This window comes from Bacillus cereus group sp. BfR-BA-01382 (assembly GCF_022663475.1).
Classification (GTDB): domain Bacteria; phylum Bacillota; class Bacilli; order Bacillales; family Bacillaceae_G; genus Bacillus_A; species Bacillus_A thuringiensis_S.
The window spans coordinates 1-18,327 of record NZ_JAKUFQ010000102.1; the positions used below are offsets into that span (position 1 = coordinate 1).

Consider the following 18,327-nt stretch of genomic DNA (forward strand, 5'->3'; position numbering starts at 1 on the left):
TACATAAATTTGTTCTTTATCTACAGCAGTAGCATGAGTTAATACTAAACCGATTGGTGTTTTTGTATCTTTATTTTGAACAATTGTAAAAGGAACATTTTTTTCGTTTGCTAATTTAATGTATTTTGATAAATGTGGGTAAGCAATGCCACCATTTAGGAGGAGTTGTAATGATTGAGAAGAGCGCATGCTACCCGCCACTTCAGAGTATACATTACTTTGCATTACTTGACCGATTGTTAAAGCGATTTCTACACGCTCACGTAATGTAGTTAAATACATATTACGTTCTTCTGGTTTGTTTTGCTTTTGGCCGTAAATGCCTTCTTGGAGATAATCTTCCACATTTTTATTTACCATATTTTTCACACCTTTCATTTTCTATTGTACGCAAGAATTAAAAATGATGCAAAAAAAAGTCGTGTTGACTACGGAAATAATGAAAATGTGTGAAGGAAAAAGGGTATTTGCATACAATTAGTTAAATAAGAAAGAAAAAAATAATTTTATCAACAGAAATTAACAAAATGTGACAAAAATCTATTAACGAATCATCTTTTTTGTGTTAATATTCAAAATATAAAGGGTATTCGTCGTATGGAAATGGAGGGAATGGAGGTTTTTCCAATCGATAAGGATATTAAAGAAATATTTTGTTCACACTTGAAAAACAATAGGCACCAATTCGTAGAGAACTGGAAAAACAAAATGATAATTTCCGAAAAAGATCCATTTAAACTAGAAGTAGTTCAAAATGGAGAGGATTTACTAGAGTTGATTATCGAACTTACTATGGAAGATAAAGATATAAATTATCTTCAACCGTTATGCGAGAAAATTGCTATTGAACGTGCTGGAGCAGATGCGAATATTGGAGATTTTGTTTATAACGCAAACGTGGGAAGAAATGAACTTTTCGAAGCGATGTGTGAATTAGATGTTAGCGCTCGTGAATTGAAACCAATTATGGCAAAAATACATACTTGTTTTGACAAATTAATTTATTATACCGTTTTAAAATACTCGGAAATTATATCGAAGAATTTAGAGGAAAAACAGCAATATATTAATGAAACACATAAAGAAAGGCTGACGATTTTAGGGCAAATGTCAGCTAGTTTTGTACATGAATTTCGTAATCCGCTTACTTCCATTATGGGATTTGTCAAACTATTAAAGGCAGATCATCCGAGTTTATCGTATTTAGATATTATTTCGCATGAATTAGATCAATTAAATTTTCGTATTTCGCAATTTTTACTCGTATCGAAAAAAGAAATGTGGAATGAATCGGAACGGTTTTGGCTTAATGACTTGTTTCAAGACATTATACAATTCTTATATCCGAGTTTGGTCAATGCGAATGTTTCAATTGAAAAGAATTTACCGTATCCAATTCCGCTTGTTGGTTATCGAAGTGAAGTGAGACAAGTATTTTTAAACATATTAATGAATTCAATTGATGCTCTTGAATCAATGAAAGAAGAACGAAAAATTATCATTGATGTATTTGAAGAAGATCAAGCTATTCGAATTGTGATAAAAAATAATGGACCAATGATTCCAGCTGAAAATGTAGAAACGATTTTTGAACCGTTTGTAACTACTAAAAAGTTAGGAACTGGTATTGGCTTATTTGTATGTAAACAAATTGTGGAAAAACATAATGGGTCCATTATGTGTCGATCAGATAACGATTGGACAGAATTTCAAATTGCATTTCAAAAATAAACAGTCTACACCAAATGAATGGTGTAGGCTGTTTTAATTTGTGAGTATAACGGCTTCTAATTTAGGATCTTTAGTTGAATAACCTACTATTGAAATTGTATAAATAACATTTGGTTCAACATTGAATTTCGGTATAGTCAATAAAACGTTTTTATTATTTGCGAGTGAAATTTCAATATCCGCTGTACCGGGGCTAACTTGCAAAAAATCTGTTATCTGTTTAAAGAGTACATTTTCAAATAAATGATCTCCATCTTTTAAATCGACATTTACAACAGGGGTATCTGGAGAGAAATGTGCAAAGCGTATTTTGGCTTGACCAGCTGGTAAATGTGTATTATCAAGTATAGGTTGTAATTGTAGGTGATTATCACTATTTATTGCAGCAAGAGTATAAGTATGATTTCCCATTATTGGTACCAATGCTGAAAAGATTGGAGTTTCATTTCCGACAGGGACAATATCTATACGGTATTTACCTTGTACTAATGATAAATAAGGGCTGAATTGCTTAAATGAAATATTTTTAATAAGTTTTTGTCCGTTTACTAAAATGTCAACCGCCGGTATATTTGGATCGGCATGAAAAATTCTTATATGTGACGGTAAAGTAGCTTCTTGTGAATCCCTTGTTTCATGCGCCTGTACAAGTTTTGAAAGTGCATCGCAATATTTCATATATAATTCTATATATTTTTTAGGATTACGAAACTGATAGTAACGTGCGAGCTGTTCGTATTGCGTAACTTCTTGTCCATATTTTTCAATTTCAGATTGAGACATGAACATTCCTCCTTTGTCATCATTAAAATTATATGCGAAGCAAGAAAGCGGTTATGCGAAAAAATGATTTTATAAAGGGGAAAATTAAAAATTTACAACAAATATGTTGTCATAAAGAGGTGCTTGTGCTTACGAGTATTTTGCAGAGTAAAGCAGTACATATGATTGCACGAAAGTAAAATAAATGCCAAATTGAAAGTGCATTTCAATAACATATTGAATACATGTCCAGCAATCGCTAGAAAACTAGGGTTTTTTTTAATTATAGGCAAATACACATACAAAGTGATAATTGTCCTACATAAATTATAAAGGAAAGGTAGTTTGAATCTGAGGAAAGGGGTGCCACTTCGGGATAGGGATATCCTGATAGTAATTGTGAATGAAGTTATGAAAAGGTTTTGTGTTATAGGCTGTAGGATGAATTTGTAAACTTGATTTTTCTATTTATTTTAGCAATTGACAGTATTAACCCATAAGAGAGCGTCATGACGAACTGATTAATGTGGTTAATCGGTTCTTTTTTTATAGTTTAAAAATGAAAAATTTACATATTAAATATGAATCTGAACTGATTAGAAAGGTGTAGCGTTGTCGAAATTTGTTTTAAAATATGCAATTTAAAGTAGGATAATAGGAAGGAGTTTAACGGGAGTTCCGTCGAAGTGTACAGAATGTCGGCATTTGAGGGCAGCTGGCATTATGCTATAAAAACATTTGGTGATGTAGTCATTTCATATAAAAGGGAGGGTTACTTGGGCGTATAGAAAAGGGTTGGTCTTCATTTTTAAGTTCTGAATTTTCTGTTTTATAGGTATTTTTAAGCACTCATTTGTATATTTTATAATAGTTTTTTGATAAATTCACTGCTTTTGCAGAGGATTCTTTTTTATGAAAGAAACGTCAATTTTCTTCATATATATATACAAATTGGAGAAATGGGGGAGCGCTATGCGCGATTACTTAATTAAACCACTTGTTGGTCAGCCGTATCCAATGATTTCACATGGAAAAGGTGTTTATTTGTATGATCAAAATGGTAATAAATATTTTGATGGTTCGTCAGGAGCAATTACGGCAGGTATTGGGCATGGCGTAAAGGAGATTGCAGACGTTATTAAAAAGCAAGCTGAGGAGATTGCTTTTGTTTATAGATCACAGTTTACGAGTGAACCAGCTGAAAAATTAGCGAAGAAGTTAAGTGATTTAAGTGTAGGAGATTTGAACTGGAGTTTCTTTGTAAATAGTGGTACGGAAGCAAATGAAACAGCTATGAAAATTGCAATTCAGCATTTTCAAGAGCGAGGTATTCAAGGTAAGCATAAAATTTTATCGAGATGGATGAGTTATCACGGTATTACGATGGGTGCGTTATCGATGTCTGGTCACCCACTACGTAGACAACGTTTCGTATCTATTTTGGAAGATTATCCGACTATACCAGCTCCATATTGTTTCAGGTGTCCTGTTCAAAAGGTATATCCAACTTGTCAGCTGGCATGTGCGACTGAATTAGAAAGATCAATTGAAAGAATTGGTGCAGAGCATATTGCTGCTTTTATTGCTGAGCCGATTATCGGAGCAGCTGGAGGCGCGGTTGTTCCGCCAAAAGACTATTATAAAGTCATTAAAGATATTTGCAACCATTACGATATTTTATTTATTGCGGATGAAGTAATGACTGGGCTTGGTCGTACGGGAGCATGGTTTGCGATGGAGCATTGGGGTGTAGAACCTGATATTATGACACTTGGTAAAGGGCTAGGAGCGGGATATACACCGATGGCAGCGACAGTTGTAAGTGATCGTGTTATGGAACCAATATTACGTGGATCACGTTCAGTAATGAGCGGTCATACGTTAAGTGCAAATCCATTGTCTGCAGCAACGGCTTTAGCTGTTATTGAATATATGGAGAAACATAATCTCCCTGAAAAAACAGCAGAAAAGGGAGAATATTTAATAAAAGGCTTACAGAAAGTTCAACAACAATCGACAATCATTGCTGATGTGCGCGGAAAAGGGTTGCTAATTGGAGTAGAATTGCAACCGTTTACAAAAGCGTCGGAGCTTATTTCGGTTGCAGCTAAAAATGGCCTGCTTTTATACCAAGCAGTTTCAGGGCAAGCAGGAAAAGAAGATAGTGCACTGCTAGTAGCACCGCCAATGACAACTACATATTCCGAGTTAGATGAATTACTTTCAATTTTCTCTAAAAGTGTGGAAGAGATGATGCAAAAAGGAGGGCATAGTATCGCATGACAACTATTACAAATACATTCGGTAAATTAAAAGAAATTGAGGAAGTAATTTCTTTGTTCCATGATGATATGACATTAATGTTTGGGGGATTTGGAGGGATTGGATCCCCTCCATCTTTAATACAGGCAATTTTAGAAAAAGGCGTTACAAATTTAAATTTGGTTGGAAATGACACTGGATTTCCTGATGTAGGTATCGGTCGTCTTGTTACAAATGAAAGAGTTAAATCACTAATTACTTCTCACATTGGCTCCAACCCAAATGCAGGAAGGCAACTAAACGAGGGAAGATTACAAATTGAGTTTTCTCCGCAGGGAACATTAGCAGAGCGCATTCGTGCTGGTGGTGTTGGTCTTGGTGGTGTTTTAGTTGATGTAGGTGTTGATACGATTGTGGAAGAGGGAAAACGAACGGTTGAAATGAATGGTAAGACATATTTAGTTGAAACAGCATTAACTGCTGAAGTTTCAATTGTATATGCGAAAAAGTCAGATCCGTTTGGTAACCTTGTTTTTGACAAAAGTGCACGAAATATGAATCCTCACGTAGCAATGGCTGGGGATATAACAATTGTAGAAGCAGAAGAAATAGTCCCGCTAGGAAGTTTAGATCCAGAGGAAATCGTCGTTCCAGGTGTTTTCGTAAATTATATTGTACCGTCGGAAGGAGTGAACTGGAAATGGGTATGGGCGTAGAAGTGAGAGATAAGATTGCTAGGCGAGCGGCGAAAGAAATACAAAATGGCATGATTGTAAATTTAGGTATTGGCATACCATCGCTTGTACCAAATCATTTGCCTGACGATATAAATGTTATGTTTCATGCGGAAAATGGAATCGTCGGAATGGGACCAACACCAAGTAAAGGGAATGAAGATGAAAATTTGTGTAACGCAGCAGGTTTACCAACTTCTCTTATAACAGGAGCGAGTTATTTCGATAGCTGTACAGCGTTTGGTATGATTCGAAAAGGTTTGCTAGATATAACGATTCTTGGTTCATTACAGGTAAGTGAAAATGGTGATTTAGCAAACTGGATTGTACCTGGAAAACGTGTTCCAGGCATTGGTGGAGCAATGGATTTAGCACAAAAAGCGAAGCGGGTCGTTGTTGTGATGAATCATGTTGATAAGTATGGAAATGCAAAAATTGTTTCAGAGTGTACATTGCCATTAACTTCAAAGAAATGTGTAGATTTAATTATTACTGATATGGCGGTCATGGAGGTAACTCCGAGTGGACTTATATTACAAGAATTAATGAGTCCATACACAGTAGAAGATGTAAAACGACATACAGAAGCTGATTTTCAAATTAGTTCTAACTTACTAGTAATTGAATGAAGGGAGATGTAATATGTGGAGCAATTAAAAAAGCAAGTTTGTGATTATATTGAGAGTCATGAAGAAGAAAGTGTAAAATTTTTAAAGCGATTAATTCAAGAAAAGAGCGTATCTGGTGATGAAAGCGGTGCGCAGGCGATTGTGATTGAAAAATTACGTGAATTAGGTTTAGACCTCGATATTTGGGAGCCTTCTTTTTCTAAAATGAAAGGTCATCCTTATTTTGTATCACCCCGTACAAGTTTTTCAGATAGCCCAAATATTGTAGCAACTTTAAAAGGAAGTGGCGACGGGAAATCTATGATATTAAATGGGCATATTGATGTAGTTCCGGAAGGGGATGTGAATCAGTGGGAACATCATCCTTATAGTGGTGAGAGAATAGGAAATCGTATATATGGCCGTGGAACGACGGATATGAAAGGCGGAAATGTCGCACTCATGCTTGCGATGGAAGCGATTATTGAATCTAGCATTGAATTAAAAGGAGACATCTATTTTCAAAGTGTAATAGAAGAGGAAAGTGGCGGAGCAGGGACATTAGCAACTATATTACGAGGATATAAGGCAGATGGTGTCATTATTCCAGAACCTACTAATATGAAGTTTTTCCCGAAACAACAAGGTTCCATGTGGTTTCGTCTACGTGTAAAAGGGAAAGCAGCACACGGTGGAACGCGTTATGAAGGGGTTAGTGCAATTGAAAAAAGTATGTTTGTTATAGAACATGTAAGAAAGCTAGAGGAGAAAAGAAATAGTCGAATCACAGATCCGTTATTTAAAGGAATTCCGATTCCAATTCCAATTAACATTGGGAAAATTGAAGGAGGGAGTTGGCCAAGTTCTGTTCCCGATGAATTAATTTTAGAAGGAAGATGCGGTGTTGCGCCGAATGAGACTATAGAGGCGGCAAAAGAAGAATTTGAGAATTGGATTGCTGAATTAAATGATGTGGACAATTGGTTTGTTGAAAATCCAGTAGAAGTAGAATGGTTTGGAGCGAGATGGGTTCCTGGTGAATTAGAAGAAAATCATGAACTTATTACCGCACTTCATCATAACTTTGTTGAAATCGAAGGGAACGAACCAATTATTGAAGCATCTCCTTGGGGGACTGATGGAGGTTTATTTACACAAATCTCAGGTGTACCAACTATAGTATTTGGTCCAGGAGAGACAAAAGTAGCACACTATCCAAACGAGTATATAGAAGTTGATAAAATGATAGCTGCCGCAAAAATTATTGCATGTACATTACTAGATTGGTGTGAGGTGAAAAAATGAAATACTATGAATCTTTTAGAGAACAGACGAATTGTTATACAGTAGAAGGCGTTTTAGATTATTTTAATAAACGTATCCGAGTAGACCACTATACAGGAAATGTTGAAAGTATTATACAGACAATTGACGAACTAGCAGAGAAACATTCTTTCACTAAATGTATTATTAAAGGAAAGGGAGAGCATGTTTCAACATGGCTCTCTTTCGGTTTTTTGTTGGAAGCAACGATACCTCATTATTTTCAAGGACACGATGCATACTTTTTTGTGAAATATAATAATGATGAAAGACGAAATAGTATGCATTGGACTGAGGAAGATACTATATTAAGCGGTGTAAAAGGAAAAGAAATAAAAGAAAAAGTAGTTCCAGGGAAATTTCTGCTGAGAAAAGCGACTGAAGAAGATGCAGAAGAATTAGCAACTGTATTCGGAAAAGTATTTGAAGTGTATCCGACACCTTTAAATGAAGCGAGTTATGTATTACAGACGATGAAAGAAGACGATACAATTTACTACGTGTATGAATTTGAGGGGGAAATTATTAGTACAGCATCTGCAGAAATGAATATAAAAGAAGGGAATGCAGAATTAACAAATTGTGCTACTTTACCTGAATATCGTAAACATGGATTTATGAAAAGTTTACTAATTAAATTAGAGGAAGAGCTCCGAGAAAAATCTATTTTCTGTTCCTATACAATTGCTCGATCGCTTTCTTTCGGAATGAATGCTGCATTTCATCAATTAGGCTATACGTATACAGGAAGACTGGCGAATAATTGCTACATTTTCGATAAGTTGGAAGATATGAATATATGGGTGAAAGATTTATCTAGCTATTCGAAAGCAGTAAAAATTCCGCCTCAAAATTCGGCTGTAAAGCAAAATAGTTAGGTGGAGCTGGGTGTTCGAAAAAGCCGTACTAATTAAAATATAAAATTGATCAAAATTATAGAACGGAATCGTCATGCTTACAATCGCACATAGGTATGCCGAAAATTCGGCATGTAATTGCTGGATTTTCGGCAAAAGGGGGGATGACATTGCTAGCAGTTTCGACACAAGAAGTCATTGAAGCGATTTTGGGCAGCATTGATGAGGCTATACACGCTGTAGATGAAAATGGAATTACAATATTTTATAACTCTGTAGCTGCAAAACACGATGGATCCAAGATTGAAAAAGTGTTAGGGAAGCATTTGTTAGAAGTGTTCCCGTCTTTATCAAGGGAAACGAGTACATTGATGAAAGTATTAGATACAAAAAAACCTATCGTACATCAAGTACAGCATTATCAAAATTTAAATGGTGAAGATGTTTGTACAGTAAATACTACGTTACCTATTTTTATAGATGGGAATATTGCCGGGGCTGTTGAAATTGCAAAGGATTACTCTACAATTCAAAAACTTACTGACACAATTGTTGATTTACAGTCGAAAATAAAACGGTCATCTAGAAAAAAATTGATTAAAAAGCATGCTGCATTTGAGACGATAGTGACAAATGATACGCGGTTTAAACAGACGAAAGAGCTAGCACAAAAAGTAGCACCAACAGACGCAAATGTTTTAATATATGGTGAAACAGGAACAGGAAAAGAACTGTTCGTACAAGCAATTCATGAAGCTTCTAAAAGAAAAAACAAGCCATTTATTGCACAAAACTGTGCAGCTTTACCAGAGTCGTTATTAGAAAGTTTATTGTTTGGAACGACAAAAGGAAGCTATACAGGAGCGATTGAAAGAGCTGGGCTATTTGAACTTGTTGATGGTGGTACATTATTTTTAGATGAACTGAATTCAATGCCTCTTGATTTGCAGGCAAAAATGTTACGAGTGTTAGAAGATGGAGTCATTAGAAGAATTGGTGATAATAAGACGAGAAAAGTAGATGTTCGCGTTATTACCGCAATGAACCAGCCTCCAGAAATATGTTTACGAGAGAATAAAATTCGCACTGATTTATATTATCGCTTAAATGTATTTTCATTATATATCCCACCGCTTCGTGAAAGAACTGAGGATGTACTATTATTAGCATCTTATTTTTTGAAAGAATATAATAAAAGTTATAAAAAAGGTGTACTTCAAATTGATGAGGAAGCGAAAGATAGACTGCAAGCTTATCAGTGGCCTGGAAATGTCCGGGAGTTAAAACATACGATTGAACATGCTGTCATAATTGCAGAAGGTAATACATTAACAGCTAATTGTTTACCGCGTACATTTCGGAAAGAGAATCTTCCGAAGAAGAAGAGCATATTGCCACTTAGAGAAGCACTTCATCAAACAGAAAAAGAATTAATAGATCAAGCGTTGATTGAAACGGAAGGGAATATATTACAAGCCGCAAAAATGTTAGGTATCCCTCGTCAAACGCTTCAATATAAACTGAGCAAGTACGACAAAACCGCCGAATAATCGGCGGTTTTTGTGTGTTTGCACGAATAAAAGAGCGTTTACATATATAAAAAGTAATGAATATAATGTTAAGTATTGATTTCATACAACGCTTAAAAATATTTTTTCGCTTATGTAATAGGGTTCTCCGCACATTTACTTATCAACAATGTAAAGTTGGCATAACTATTGCTTATATAAAGGATGAGCGTATAAAAAGGGGGAATAGCAATGTTACATGATGTATACAAACCAAATCGTCACTGGAAGGATATCGAATTATGGAAAGATGTTACTGAAGAGCAATGGAATGATTGGGTTTGGCAATTAACGAATACGATCAAAACGTTAGATGACTTAAGAAAAGTAATTAACTTAACACCTGAAGAAGAAGAGGGCGTTAAAATTTCAACGAAAACGATCCCGTTAAACATTACACCGTACTATGCTTGGCTAATGAATCCTGATGATCCACGCTGTCCGATTCGGATGCAATCAGTACCGATTTCGGAAGAGTTATATAAAACAAAATATGATTTAGAAGATCCGCTTCACGAAGATGAAGATTCACCAGTTCCAGGGCTAACACATCGTTATCCGGACCGTGTACTATTCTTAGTAACAAATCAATGTTCTATGTATTGTCGTTACTGTACACGCCGTCGTTTTAGTGGACAAATTGGAATGGGTGTACCGAAGAAACAATTAGATGATGCGATTGCTTATATTAGTGAAACACCACAAGTACGAGATGTATTAATCTCCGGTGGTGATGGACTTCTAATTAACGATAAAATTTTAGAATATGTATTAAAAAATTTACGAGAGATTCCGCATGTTGAGATTATTCGTATCGGAACGAGAGCACCAGTAGTATTCCCACAACGTATTACAGAAAATTTATGTAACATTATTAAAAAATACCATCCAGTATGGTTAAATACACATTTCAATACATCTATTGAAATTACTGAAGAATCGAAAAAGGCATGTGAAATGTTAGCGAATGCTGGTGTTCCAGTCGGAAACCAAGCAGTAATTTTAGCTGGTATTAACGACAGCGTTCCAATTATGAAAAAACTTATGCATGACTTAGTAAAAATCCGTGTACGTCCATATTACATTTATCAATGTGATTTATCTGAAGGTATCGGTCACTTCCGTGCACCAGTATCTAAAGGTCTTGAAATTATTGAAGGTTTACGTGGACACACATCTGGTTATGCTGTTCCGACATTCGTTGTTGATGCGCCAGGTGGAGGCGGTAAAATTGCACTTCAACCAAACTATTTAATCTCACAAAGTGCAGATAAAGTTGTACTTCGTAACTTTGAAGGTGTTATTACGACGTATCCAGAGCCAGAGAGCTATATTCCAGGAAGAGCGGAAGGATACTTTAAAGAGATTTATCCGAACTACGAAGAAAAACGTTCAGATGTTGGTATCGCAGGTCTTATGAGCGATAAGAAATTTAACCTCGTTCCAGACGACTTACAGCGTATGAACCGTCGTAAAGACTACGAAGATAATGATACTCATGCATCTTTAAAAGATAAACGTGATAAGCGTGATCAATTAAAAGATAAAAAATATCAAGCACAAATGGCTAAATTAGAAGAAAACGACAAAAAAACTGAGGGTGATGCAGTATGAATTGTATGTGGTGTGACAGTACAGAAGCGAAAGAAAGCTTGAATACTGTATATTGGGAATTACCAGATGGTACGAAAGCCATTGAAATCCAAAAGACACCATGTATTTCTTGTTCCTCGTGCGGGATGGACTATCAATCAGACCATACAGTAAAAGAAATTGAAGATCAGTTATTTTTAATTTATACGAAAGATTTACCAAAACAACTAACATATGAAGAATTAATGGGAAGACCACGTCTATTAAAAAGAAATTACTTCGACTTTTAACCAGCTTTTATGCTGGTTTTTTTCTTTTTTGCCTTGTATAATGTACCCAAGTTAGAAAGGTAGGGAATATTTTTGAAAAAGACATTTTACCATTATATGATGAAGCATCGTGCAGCTTTATTTAGAAATGAAATTTCAGATTTAGCAGAGGCGATGTATGATGATTTAAGTTTTCCGAAGCAATCTGAAGACTATGATGAAATTAGTTCATACTTAGAGTTGAGCGGAATGCTAGAAAGTATGTCTATATTTGATGAAGCCTGGGATTTATACATACAAGATAGATAAAAACTATTTGAAAACATACAGAATACATTACTTTATTTAAAGTGAAGTATTCTGTATGTTTTTTTATTGATTTGAAGCTAGTCTAGTTACTAGCTTTTCTTTTGAGTGTAACGTAAATTTTATAAGATTATAATTTTTATTGAAAAAATTTATGAATATAAGCTTCTGTGATAAGCGTTTTTATGTAGGTTGCATATACTGTTATCAAAATCACGACGTCAAAAAAAGGAGAGATAGAGATGGCAAGAAAAAAACAACCTAAATATAACGTAGGGGACATAGTCGTGATTACGCTATATGGAACCGTTGGGAAAATCACAAATATGAAGGTTTTAGATGGAGTTTATGTATACGAAGTCAATAATCACGATGGATTTTACGTAGAGCAAACGCTGCAGCACGTTACAGAGCAAGATATGAAGAAGGGCGATACGGAGTGGATTGAATTAAATTATAATTTCACGTTTGGTGATCTTGTGCAAGTAACTGGATATGATAAAGATGTTTTCCGTATTGTTGGTTTTCGTACAGAAGTATGGAGATATAAGAATGACGCATGGGAAGATACAATTTATGAATTGTCACGGATTACGGATGGTGAATGGTTAGAAGCGGATGAGTCAGATTTAACGTTACTTGCCAATGCTCAAACGGCAAATGCAATTTTGAAGAAACTGAAACAAGATAAAGCAGGTATGAATAAATTAGATTTAGGTAAGTTAAAGTCAATTAACAACTCGAAAAAAGTGAGTGTTAAGACGAATCGTCAAGAAATCATTGATGGATTACTTGATATTTATAACGATTATCAATTATTGTTCGATACATTTAAAGATGAAGAATATAAAATTGTAATGGATGTTGTTCATAATTATTTAGTTAAATTGACAGAGAAAAAATAGTTAACTAGAAAGAGAGAATAAATTGAACAACAACATATGCAGTATAAGGTATGCCTACAATTATTAAAAAAATAAAAAGCCACTTTATAAGAGAGTCTGCCCATTGATCTTCATGCATGAACTCTTCTTTTGTTTGTCCTACTTCATATTGATTTTCCATTATTATTTCCCCCTTTGAATAGCTTGTACTACAATCGTATGCATCTCGTCCAAAGCTTATGACCTATAAAAAAATAAAATCTATTTTTCTAATCTCATATACATAATTTTGAGATTTTTTCATAAAACAGAAATAAAGGAGTGATGCTCATGAAGGAAATTGAAGTCGTGATTGATACGGAAGAGATTGCGGAGTTTTTTTATGAGCAACTAATTGAAAGAGGGTACGTCCCGAAACGAGAAGAAATTGAAGATCTCGCAGATATTACATTTGAGTATTTATTAGAGAAATGCATGATTGATGAAGTTTTTGATGAAGAGGATGAATGAAAGTAACGACGGGCATAACTCGTCGTTTTTTTACTCTTTACAAACCTGTCACAAATATAGTCAATAATTATTGGTATAATTAAAATGAAATTTTACTCAAGAGGTGAAGGGATGTTCAAAAAAATTATTGATTCTTTATTAGGAAAGAAAAAATATCGTTCGTATTCAAGTAGTGATTACCGTCGTAGAGGGCGCTCGTATTCAAGTAGCGATTATAAACGACGTTCATCTGGTTATGGACATCAACATTATAAAAGAAAACGTAAAAGCCGTAGCTTCTTTTCAAGTAGCTGATGAAATGGCGTCGTGTACTAGCATTATTTGATAGACCACTGCGGAAAAATACAATTGTTGCAGAACGTTATAAAATTGAATCAGTAATTGGAATGGGCAGTTATGGGGTCACATATGTCGTTAATGATTTACAAGTAAATAGATATAAAGTCTTAAAACAATTAAGACAAAGTAAACAAAGATATGAGTCTGGTAGAAAATCATTTGAACAAGAGAAAATGATTTTACAAACATTAAATCATCATGCAATTCCTAGTCTGTATGATCATTTCATATGGGAGAAAAAGAGCTTCTTTGTGATGGAGTACATGCCTGGTAAAAATTTTGAAGATTATATTTTCATAGATGGGTATGTATATACAGAACGTGAGGTTTTTGAGATTTTATATGAAATATTAGAAATTGTATCGGTGTTTCATAGTGAAGGCATTATTCACCGAGATTTACGCATTCCAAACATATTAATGAAAGAAAATCAAATTAGTATTATTGATTTTGGATTGGCTAAATGGAAAGGTGAGGGTGATGAGAGAGCTACAACTTACGAAGGTGAACAAGCTTTGATGCGAGAAGTCCACTTTCGTAGCGACTTTTATGCACTCGGTCATTTCTCGTTATTTTTATTATATGCAGGATATGAATCTAATGAAAAACAGGAAAAACCATGGTACGAAGAATTAACTTTGGAAAATTATAATCGCGAAATGCTTATGCGAATGTTACAAATAAAAACGCCGTACTATGAGAATGTACAAGATTTAAAACAAGATGTAGCTTCTGCTTTAGAAAGGATGGAGACTCCATGTTTCAAAAGTTTTTAGCAAGCGTTGGTATTGGGAGTGCAAAGGTAGATACTGTTCTTGAAAAAGATGAGTATATTGTTGGGGAAAAAATAGTTGGAAATGTTCATATAACTGGAGGTTCAGTTAGCCAGCAAATTGAAAGCATTTACTTAACATTATCGACGTCGTATGTACGAGAAGTGGATGATAAAAAAGTAACAGCAACGTATGATTTAGAGCGAGTACGCTTAACAGAACCATTTTCTATAGAACCGAATGAAAAAGTTGAAATTCCATTTTCTTTTCCAATGCCAATTGAAGCACCACTTACACTTGATATGAAAACGGTTTGGATTCATACAGGTCTTGATATTAAACATAGTATAGACCCAAGTGACCGCGACTACGTTCAAGTGTTACCCAATGCATTATTAAGTAGTGTTTTAGATAGTGTAAATGAATTAGGGTTTAAAGCACGTCATATAGAATGTGAAGAATTACCGCATCGATTACGTAAGCAAGTTCCATTCGCACAAGAATTTGAGTTTATTCCAGTTTCTGGAGAGTATTATGGGAAATTAGATGAATTAGAATTATTAATCTTGCCACGTGCATACGATCGACTAGAAATTATTATGGAAGTAGATAGAAAATCTCGTGGTTTAGCTGGATTATTCGCTGAGGCGCTTGATCTTGATGAGAAGGTGATTCGTTTTACCGTAACAAGAGAAGATATCCCTGAGATGAAGCAAAAAATTAATAATTATATTTTTTAATAAACTATGCATAAAAAAGGAATGGAGAGGAAAACTAAAACAACCGCTCCATTTTTTTGCATAGTGAGGTTATGTATGTGAAACGATATCGACATTTATACTTGCTAAGTTTTACGTTACTCATTTGTTTTGTCGTATTATCACTTTCGTATCATACCGCTTGTATTGAGAATTTTGACAATATAGTCGCACATTTTATTCAAAGCTTTCGAAACGATTATTTGACGACCTATTTTACTTGGGTGTCTTTTATCGGTTCCAAAAGGATATTTTTCCCATTACTCATTATTCTTGTAATGTATTTTCTCGTTAGAAAAAAGTTGCTTAGTGCATTGCTTCTAACAATTAATTACTACGGATCTCGTTATTTAAACAGTCTGCTTAAACTATGGTACGAACGAGCAAGACCTGATGTTACGCAGCTTGTTACTGCAACTGGATATAGTTTTCCGAGCGGTCATACGATGAATGCTACGGCTTTTTTAGGATTTATTGCATACGTCACAATTACTGAAGATCGTATTTCGTTGCATAAAAAATTGCTAATTATTCTTATAGCAAGCTTTGTTGTATTATCTATTTCAGTTAGCCGAATATATCTTGGCGTGCACTATCCATCTGACATATTAGCAGGATGGGCAGCTGGCGGTAGCTGGCTCGTTTTATGTGTTATATTCCATAAAACGTTCATAAAAAAAGAACCTATGTCATAATAGGTTCTTTTTTCATTGGCTCAACATGAATGTGTGCATGGTAAATTCCAAACTTTTTGCGAAGCATAGCTTCGATGTTGTCGGTAATACAGTGACTTTCTCCAACATCCATACGAGCATCTACTTCAATTGTAATATCAACGTACGTTTGATTCCCGTACATACGTGCTCGAATATCTACAATGTTTTCCACACCGCCAATATGCTCAATAGCATCAGCGTATTCCTCCATTTTATCAGGATCAATTCCATCTGTTAGCATATGAGAAGATTCTACGAAAATCTCCCATGCAGTTTTACAAATAATAAGACCAACAATTAAAGCGGCAATAGGGTCTAAAATAGGCATTTGGAACTGAGAACCGACAATACCTACTACAGTACCGATACTTACGAGTGCATCTGATAAATTATCTTTTGCAGCAGCTTCTAGTGATTTACTTTTTGTTCGTGCTGCAATTTTTTTCGTATACAAATACACGCAGTACATAACGACAGCAGAAAATAAAGCAACCCATGCAGCGAGTACATTAGGTGCTGCTTGTTTCGGATTTAAGAAAGATTGAATGGCACTAATAACAACTTCTAATCCGACTGTTGCCATAATGAAGGACGCAACAAGTGATGCGATTTGTTCGGCCCGTGAATGCCCATACGGATGATCTGGGTCACGAGGTTTACGAGATATTTTTAGACCAATTAATATCGCTAAAGAAGCACCGATATCCGTTAAGTTATTTAAACCGTCAGCACGTAATGCGCTAGAGAGGGTAATATAACTGATGATGATTTTCATAGAGGATAAAAATATGTAGGCCATAATGCTGACAATAGCACCTTTATCAGCTTCTTTATGAGAAAGAGTATCCATTTTAATCACTCACCTTTCTTTAAAGGAATTTCTTTCTATAAATAGAGTATCAAACGAAAGTCGTGTGGGTCTATACAAACATTGTTGACGTTTTATAGCTTTTTAAGAAGGGGATAACAAAGTTTCGTGAAGGAAAAATATGTTGAAAAGTACAAAGTCAGGGTGTGAACCTAATTAGAGTTTATTTACTAAAGAGATAGGAGGGTAGATGGATGAAGAAGCGAATACTTTTCTTACTATGTACTATTCTTATAATGACAGGGTGTAATTCATTAAACGATGAAAAACATCAAAAGATAATTGTGAAAACAGATGAAAGCCCTCTGAAAAATATTTTCCAGAGGGCTTTTATTTTAGTATGCTTCTAAAAACTCAGTAACTTGCTCTTCAGTTTTTGCATTAGCACTATGTAAGTGGCCTAGCTTCTCACCATTTTGGTATACAAGTAAACTTGGAATACCCATTACTTGATACTCTTCAGCGATACTTGGAAACTCATCTTTATTAATAGAATACCATTCAAATTTATTGAACTCTTCCATTACATCTCCGATAAAGTTGTCCATACGTACGCAATCTGGGCACCATGTAGTAAAGAACTTAACAACTACTGGCTCCTCGCTTGCGATGATGTCTTTGAATTCTTGTTCTGTTTTAATTTCTTTCATAAGTAAAACTCCTTTCAATATTACACGAATTTATATGCAAAATTCGTATTTGCAAACATGTTGCAAACTTATTATTTGTTTTTTAGTTTTGTAGTTCGTTCACACTTATAAAACTGTATTTTAACTTGTATATAACATGACTGCACTTCTAAGTGTGAAAATAACGGAACCTCACTTTTCTTTATAAGCTTTTTCCAGGATTGTGTCAAACTTCTGAATTGCAGGGTTACCATTTACATTAAATCATCTGTTTTTATTATTAGAAAGTTTCGCCTATTTAAAAAGAAAACAAGAAAGAAAAAACAAATAATTGAATTCTAGATTATTTACTGCAATAAATAACCTAAGCTTGAATAATTCTCTATCATGGGAAGATAAAGATGTTTCTTGTATGTTTCATAAACTTAAGGATTCTATCGCTTGTATCAGATGCGGCATCGCTATTTTAACAGTAGAATTGTATTAAAAGATAAGTAAAAGGCATCTAATTAAGATGCCTTTTTATTTTAATTACAAAAATTGAATAAGGTTAGAAATTATATGATTGTAATGGGAATTAAGGGATATTAATAAAAAAATTTTATTAGGGATTTGCCTTAAACATTTATTGCAGTTAAGAATATTTATAATAATATGAACTAAAAAAGGTCCGATTTTTGTAATGTTGGAGGGGATTATTGTGGACATAACTCAAAGCGTATCAAGAATAGTGGTTAATGGAAAAGATCTTTCTTTCACTTCAGTTCAAACCTCTGCATGGAATCATGGACCTGTAAATGATTTAATTGTTACGACGAATCAGAGAGTGAATGAGCT

General features: G+C 34.6%; 21 protein-coding genes. 16 read left to right on the top strand and 5 right to left on the bottom strand.

What is annotated here, in order from left to right; translation table 11 throughout:
- Positions 1-360 (bottom strand): YueI family protein (locus MR160_RS27180; RefSeq protein ID WP_242298567.1); only part of this gene is annotated, 360 nt, incomplete at its 3' end.
- A gap of 237 nt (positions 361-597) precedes the next feature.
- Here MR160_RS27180 and MR160_RS27185 point away from each other — a divergent pair.
- Positions 598-1,731: a BA2291 family sporulation histidine kinase gene (locus MR160_RS27185; protein ID WP_000425087.1), complete on the top strand. Its 1,134-nt coding sequence runs from the start codon at positions 598-600 to the stop codon at positions 1,729-1,731.
- A 33-nt stretch (positions 1,732-1,764) separates the two neighbouring features.
- On the opposite strand, the gene MR160_RS27190 is transcribed toward MR160_RS27185, so the two are convergent.
- Complete coding sequence (locus MR160_RS27190; protein WP_242298569.1) at positions 1,765-2,514, bottom strand: DUF4397 domain-containing protein; 750 nt, start codon at positions 2,512-2,514, stop codon at positions 1,765-1,767.
- Positions 2,515-3,465: 951 nt separating this feature from the next.
- On the opposite strand from MR160_RS27190, the gene MR160_RS27195 reads away from it, so the two are divergent.
- From MR160_RS27195 to MR160_RS27240, 10 genes are all read left to right on the top strand, one after another.
- Positions 3,466-4,776 carry an aspartate aminotransferase family protein gene (locus MR160_RS27195; protein WP_001205879.1) on the top strand — a complete coding sequence of 437 codons (1,311 nt, stop codon included), beginning with the start codon at positions 3,466-3,468 and terminating at the stop codon, positions 4,774-4,776.
- Positions 4,773-5,471 (top strand): acetate CoA-transferase subunit alpha, encoded by a 699-nt coding sequence (gene atoD, locus MR160_RS27200; protein ID WP_000208111.1) that lies wholly within the window; start codon positions 4,773-4,775, stop codon positions 5,469-5,471. Before MR160_RS27195 ends, atoD begins: the two co-directional genes overlap by 4 nt.
- Positions 5,456-6,118, top strand: coding sequence for a CoA transferase subunit B (locus MR160_RS27205; protein WP_000525278.1), 663 nt, complete (start codon positions 5,456-5,458; stop codon positions 6,116-6,118). Before atoD ends, MR160_RS27205 begins: the two co-directional genes overlap by 16 nt.
- Before the next feature lie 15 nt (positions 6,119-6,133).
- Positions 6,134-7,402: a peptidase gene (locus MR160_RS27210; RefSeq protein ID WP_000436696.1), complete on the top strand. Its 1,269-nt coding sequence runs from the start codon at positions 6,134-6,136 to the stop codon at positions 7,400-7,402.
- On the top strand, positions 7,399-8,298 hold the full coding sequence (gene ablB / locus MR160_RS27215; RefSeq protein ID WP_081144007.1) for a putative beta-lysine N-acetyltransferase: 900 nt from the start codon (positions 7,399-7,401) through the stop codon (positions 8,296-8,298). The genes MR160_RS27210 and ablB overlap by 4 nt, the downstream gene beginning before the upstream one ends.
- A gap of 143 nt (positions 8,299-8,441) precedes the next feature.
- Positions 8,442-9,827 (top strand): arginine utilization transcriptional regulator RocR, encoded by a 1,386-nt coding sequence (gene rocR / locus MR160_RS27220; RefSeq protein ID WP_014895234.1) that lies wholly within the window; start codon positions 8,442-8,444, stop codon positions 9,825-9,827.
- A 210-nt stretch (positions 9,828-10,037) separates the two neighbouring features.
- Positions 10,038-11,459, top strand: a complete 1,422-nt coding sequence (kamA, locus tag MR160_RS27225) for a lysine 2,3-aminomutase (protein WP_000902145.1) — start codon at positions 10,038-10,040, stop codon at positions 11,457-11,459.
- Positions 11,456-11,728, top strand: coding sequence for a YokU family protein (locus MR160_RS27230; RefSeq protein WP_000995766.1), 273 nt, complete (start codon positions 11,456-11,458; stop codon positions 11,726-11,728). Before kamA ends, MR160_RS27230 begins: the two co-directional genes overlap by 4 nt.
- Positions 11,729-11,800: 72 nt before the next feature.
- Positions 11,801-12,016 carry a YozE family protein gene (locus MR160_RS27235; protein WP_000750717.1) on the top strand — a complete coding sequence of 72 codons (216 nt, stop codon included), beginning with the start codon at positions 11,801-11,803 and terminating at the stop codon, positions 12,014-12,016.
- A 239-nt stretch (positions 12,017-12,255) separates the two neighbouring features.
- The gene (locus MR160_RS27240) at positions 12,256-12,918 is read left to right on the top strand and encodes a hypothetical protein (protein ID WP_000101498.1); all 663 of its coding nucleotides are present in this window, start codon (positions 12,256-12,258) and stop codon (positions 12,916-12,918) included.
- A gap of 4 nt (positions 12,919-12,922) precedes the next feature.
- Here the strand turns inward: MR160_RS27240 and MR160_RS27245 are convergent, their stop codons facing one another.
- Positions 12,923-13,078 (bottom strand): DUF3930 family protein, encoded by a 156-nt coding sequence (locus MR160_RS27245; protein WP_000431485.1) that lies wholly within the window; start codon positions 13,076-13,078, stop codon positions 12,923-12,925.
- A gap of 149 nt (positions 13,079-13,227) precedes the next feature.
- Between MR160_RS27245 and MR160_RS27250 the strand changes: the two genes are divergently transcribed.
- The 5 genes from MR160_RS27250 to MR160_RS27270 all read left to right on the top strand — a co-directional run bounded on the left by MR160_RS27250 (position 13,228) and on the right by MR160_RS27270 (position 15,972).
- A complete protein-coding gene (locus MR160_RS27250; RefSeq protein WP_000658451.1) occupies positions 13,228-13,407 on the top strand; it encodes a YozD family protein in 180 nt (59 codons plus the stop codon).
- 111 nt (positions 13,408-13,518) lie between these two features.
- Positions 13,519-13,701: a hypothetical protein gene (locus tag MR160_RS27255; protein WP_000473371.1), complete on the top strand. Its 183-nt coding sequence runs from the start codon at positions 13,519-13,521 to the stop codon at positions 13,699-13,701.
- On the top strand, positions 13,701-14,522 hold the full coding sequence (locus tag MR160_RS27260) for a serine/threonine protein kinase (RefSeq protein WP_000872072.1): 822 nt from the start codon (positions 13,701-13,703) through the stop codon (positions 14,520-14,522). The genes MR160_RS27255 and MR160_RS27260 overlap by 1 nt, the downstream gene beginning before the upstream one ends.
- Positions 14,504-15,259 (top strand): sporulation protein, encoded by a 756-nt coding sequence (locus MR160_RS27265; RefSeq protein WP_097825948.1) that lies wholly within the window; start codon positions 14,504-14,506, stop codon positions 15,257-15,259. Before MR160_RS27260 ends, MR160_RS27265 begins: the two co-directional genes overlap by 19 nt.
- Positions 15,260-15,336: 77 nt before the next feature.
- Positions 15,337-15,972, top strand: a complete 636-nt coding sequence (locus MR160_RS27270; protein WP_002082842.1) for a phosphatase PAP2 family protein — start codon at positions 15,337-15,339, stop codon at positions 15,970-15,972.
- Here the strand turns inward: MR160_RS27270 and MR160_RS27275 are convergent.
- Together MR160_RS27275 and MR160_RS27280 are read right to left on the bottom strand one after the other, a co-directional pair.
- Positions 15,962-16,843, bottom strand: coding sequence for a cation diffusion facilitator family transporter (locus tag MR160_RS27275; protein ID WP_000380385.1), 882 nt, complete (start codon positions 16,841-16,843; stop codon positions 15,962-15,964). The genes MR160_RS27270 and MR160_RS27275 overlap by 11 nt on opposite strands.
- A 353-nt stretch (positions 16,844-17,196) precedes the next feature.
- Positions 17,197-17,511, bottom strand: coding sequence for a thioredoxin family protein (locus tag MR160_RS27280; protein WP_000658787.1), 315 nt, complete (start codon positions 17,509-17,511; stop codon positions 17,197-17,199).
- Positions 17,512-18,327 lie beyond the last annotated feature (816 nt).

What these genes read in the sequence shown, in the direction of transcription:
- MR160_RS27185 (WP_000425087.1), top strand. Translation starts at nt 598, where the DNA reads ATGGAAATGGAGGGAATGGAGGTTTTTCCAATCGATAAGGATATTAAA.
- MR160_RS27190 (WP_242298569.1), bottom strand. Translation starts at nt 2,514, where the DNA reads ATGTCTCAATCTGAAATTGAAAAATATGGACAAGAAGTTACGCAATAC.
- MR160_RS27195 (WP_001205879.1), top strand. Translation starts at nt 3,466, where the DNA reads ATGCGCGATTACTTAATTAAACCACTTGTTGGTCAGCCGTATCCAATG.
- atoD (WP_000208111.1), top strand. Translation starts at nt 4,773, where the DNA reads ATGACAACTATTACAAATACATTCGGTAAATTAAAAGAAATTGAGGAA.
- MR160_RS27205 (WP_000525278.1), top strand. Translation starts at nt 5,456, where the DNA reads ATGGGTATGGGCGTAGAAGTGAGAGATAAGATTGCTAGGCGAGCGGCG.
- ablB (WP_081144007.1), top strand. Translation starts at nt 7,399, where the DNA reads ATGAAATACTATGAATCTTTTAGAGAACAGACGAATTGTTATACAGTA.
- rocR (WP_014895234.1), top strand. Translation starts at nt 8,442, where the DNA reads ATGACATTGCTAGCAGTTTCGACACAAGAAGTCATTGAAGCGATTTTG.
- kamA (WP_000902145.1), top strand. Translation starts at nt 10,038, where the DNA reads ATGTTACATGATGTATACAAACCAAATCGTCACTGGAAGGATATCGAA.
- MR160_RS27230 (WP_000995766.1), top strand. Translation starts at nt 11,456, where the DNA reads ATGAATTGTATGTGGTGTGACAGTACAGAAGCGAAAGAAAGCTTGAAT.
- MR160_RS27240 (WP_000101498.1), top strand. Translation starts at nt 12,256, where the DNA reads ATGGCAAGAAAAAAACAACCTAAATATAACGTAGGGGACATAGTCGTG.
- MR160_RS27245 (WP_000431485.1), bottom strand. Translation starts at nt 13,078, where the DNA reads ATGGAAAATCAATATGAAGTAGGACAAACAAAAGAAGAGTTCATGCAT.
- MR160_RS27250 (WP_000658451.1), top strand. Translation starts at nt 13,228, where the DNA reads ATGAAGGAAATTGAAGTCGTGATTGATACGGAAGAGATTGCGGAGTTT.
- MR160_RS27255 (WP_000473371.1), top strand. Translation starts at nt 13,519, where the DNA reads ATGTTCAAAAAAATTATTGATTCTTTATTAGGAAAGAAAAAATATCGT.
- MR160_RS27260 (WP_000872072.1), top strand. Translation starts at nt 13,701, where the DNA reads ATGAAATGGCGTCGTGTACTAGCATTATTTGATAGACCACTGCGGAAA.
- MR160_RS27265 (WP_097825948.1), top strand. Translation starts at nt 14,504, where the DNA reads ATGTTTCAAAAGTTTTTAGCAAGCGTTGGTATTGGGAGTGCAAAGGTA.
- MR160_RS27275 (WP_000380385.1), bottom strand. Translation starts at nt 16,843, where the DNA reads ATGGATACTCTTTCTCATAAAGAAGCTGATAAAGGTGCTATTGTCAGC.
- MR160_RS27280 (WP_000658787.1), bottom strand. Translation starts at nt 17,511, where the DNA reads ATGAAAGAAATTAAAACAGAACAAGAATTCAAAGACATCATCGCAAGC.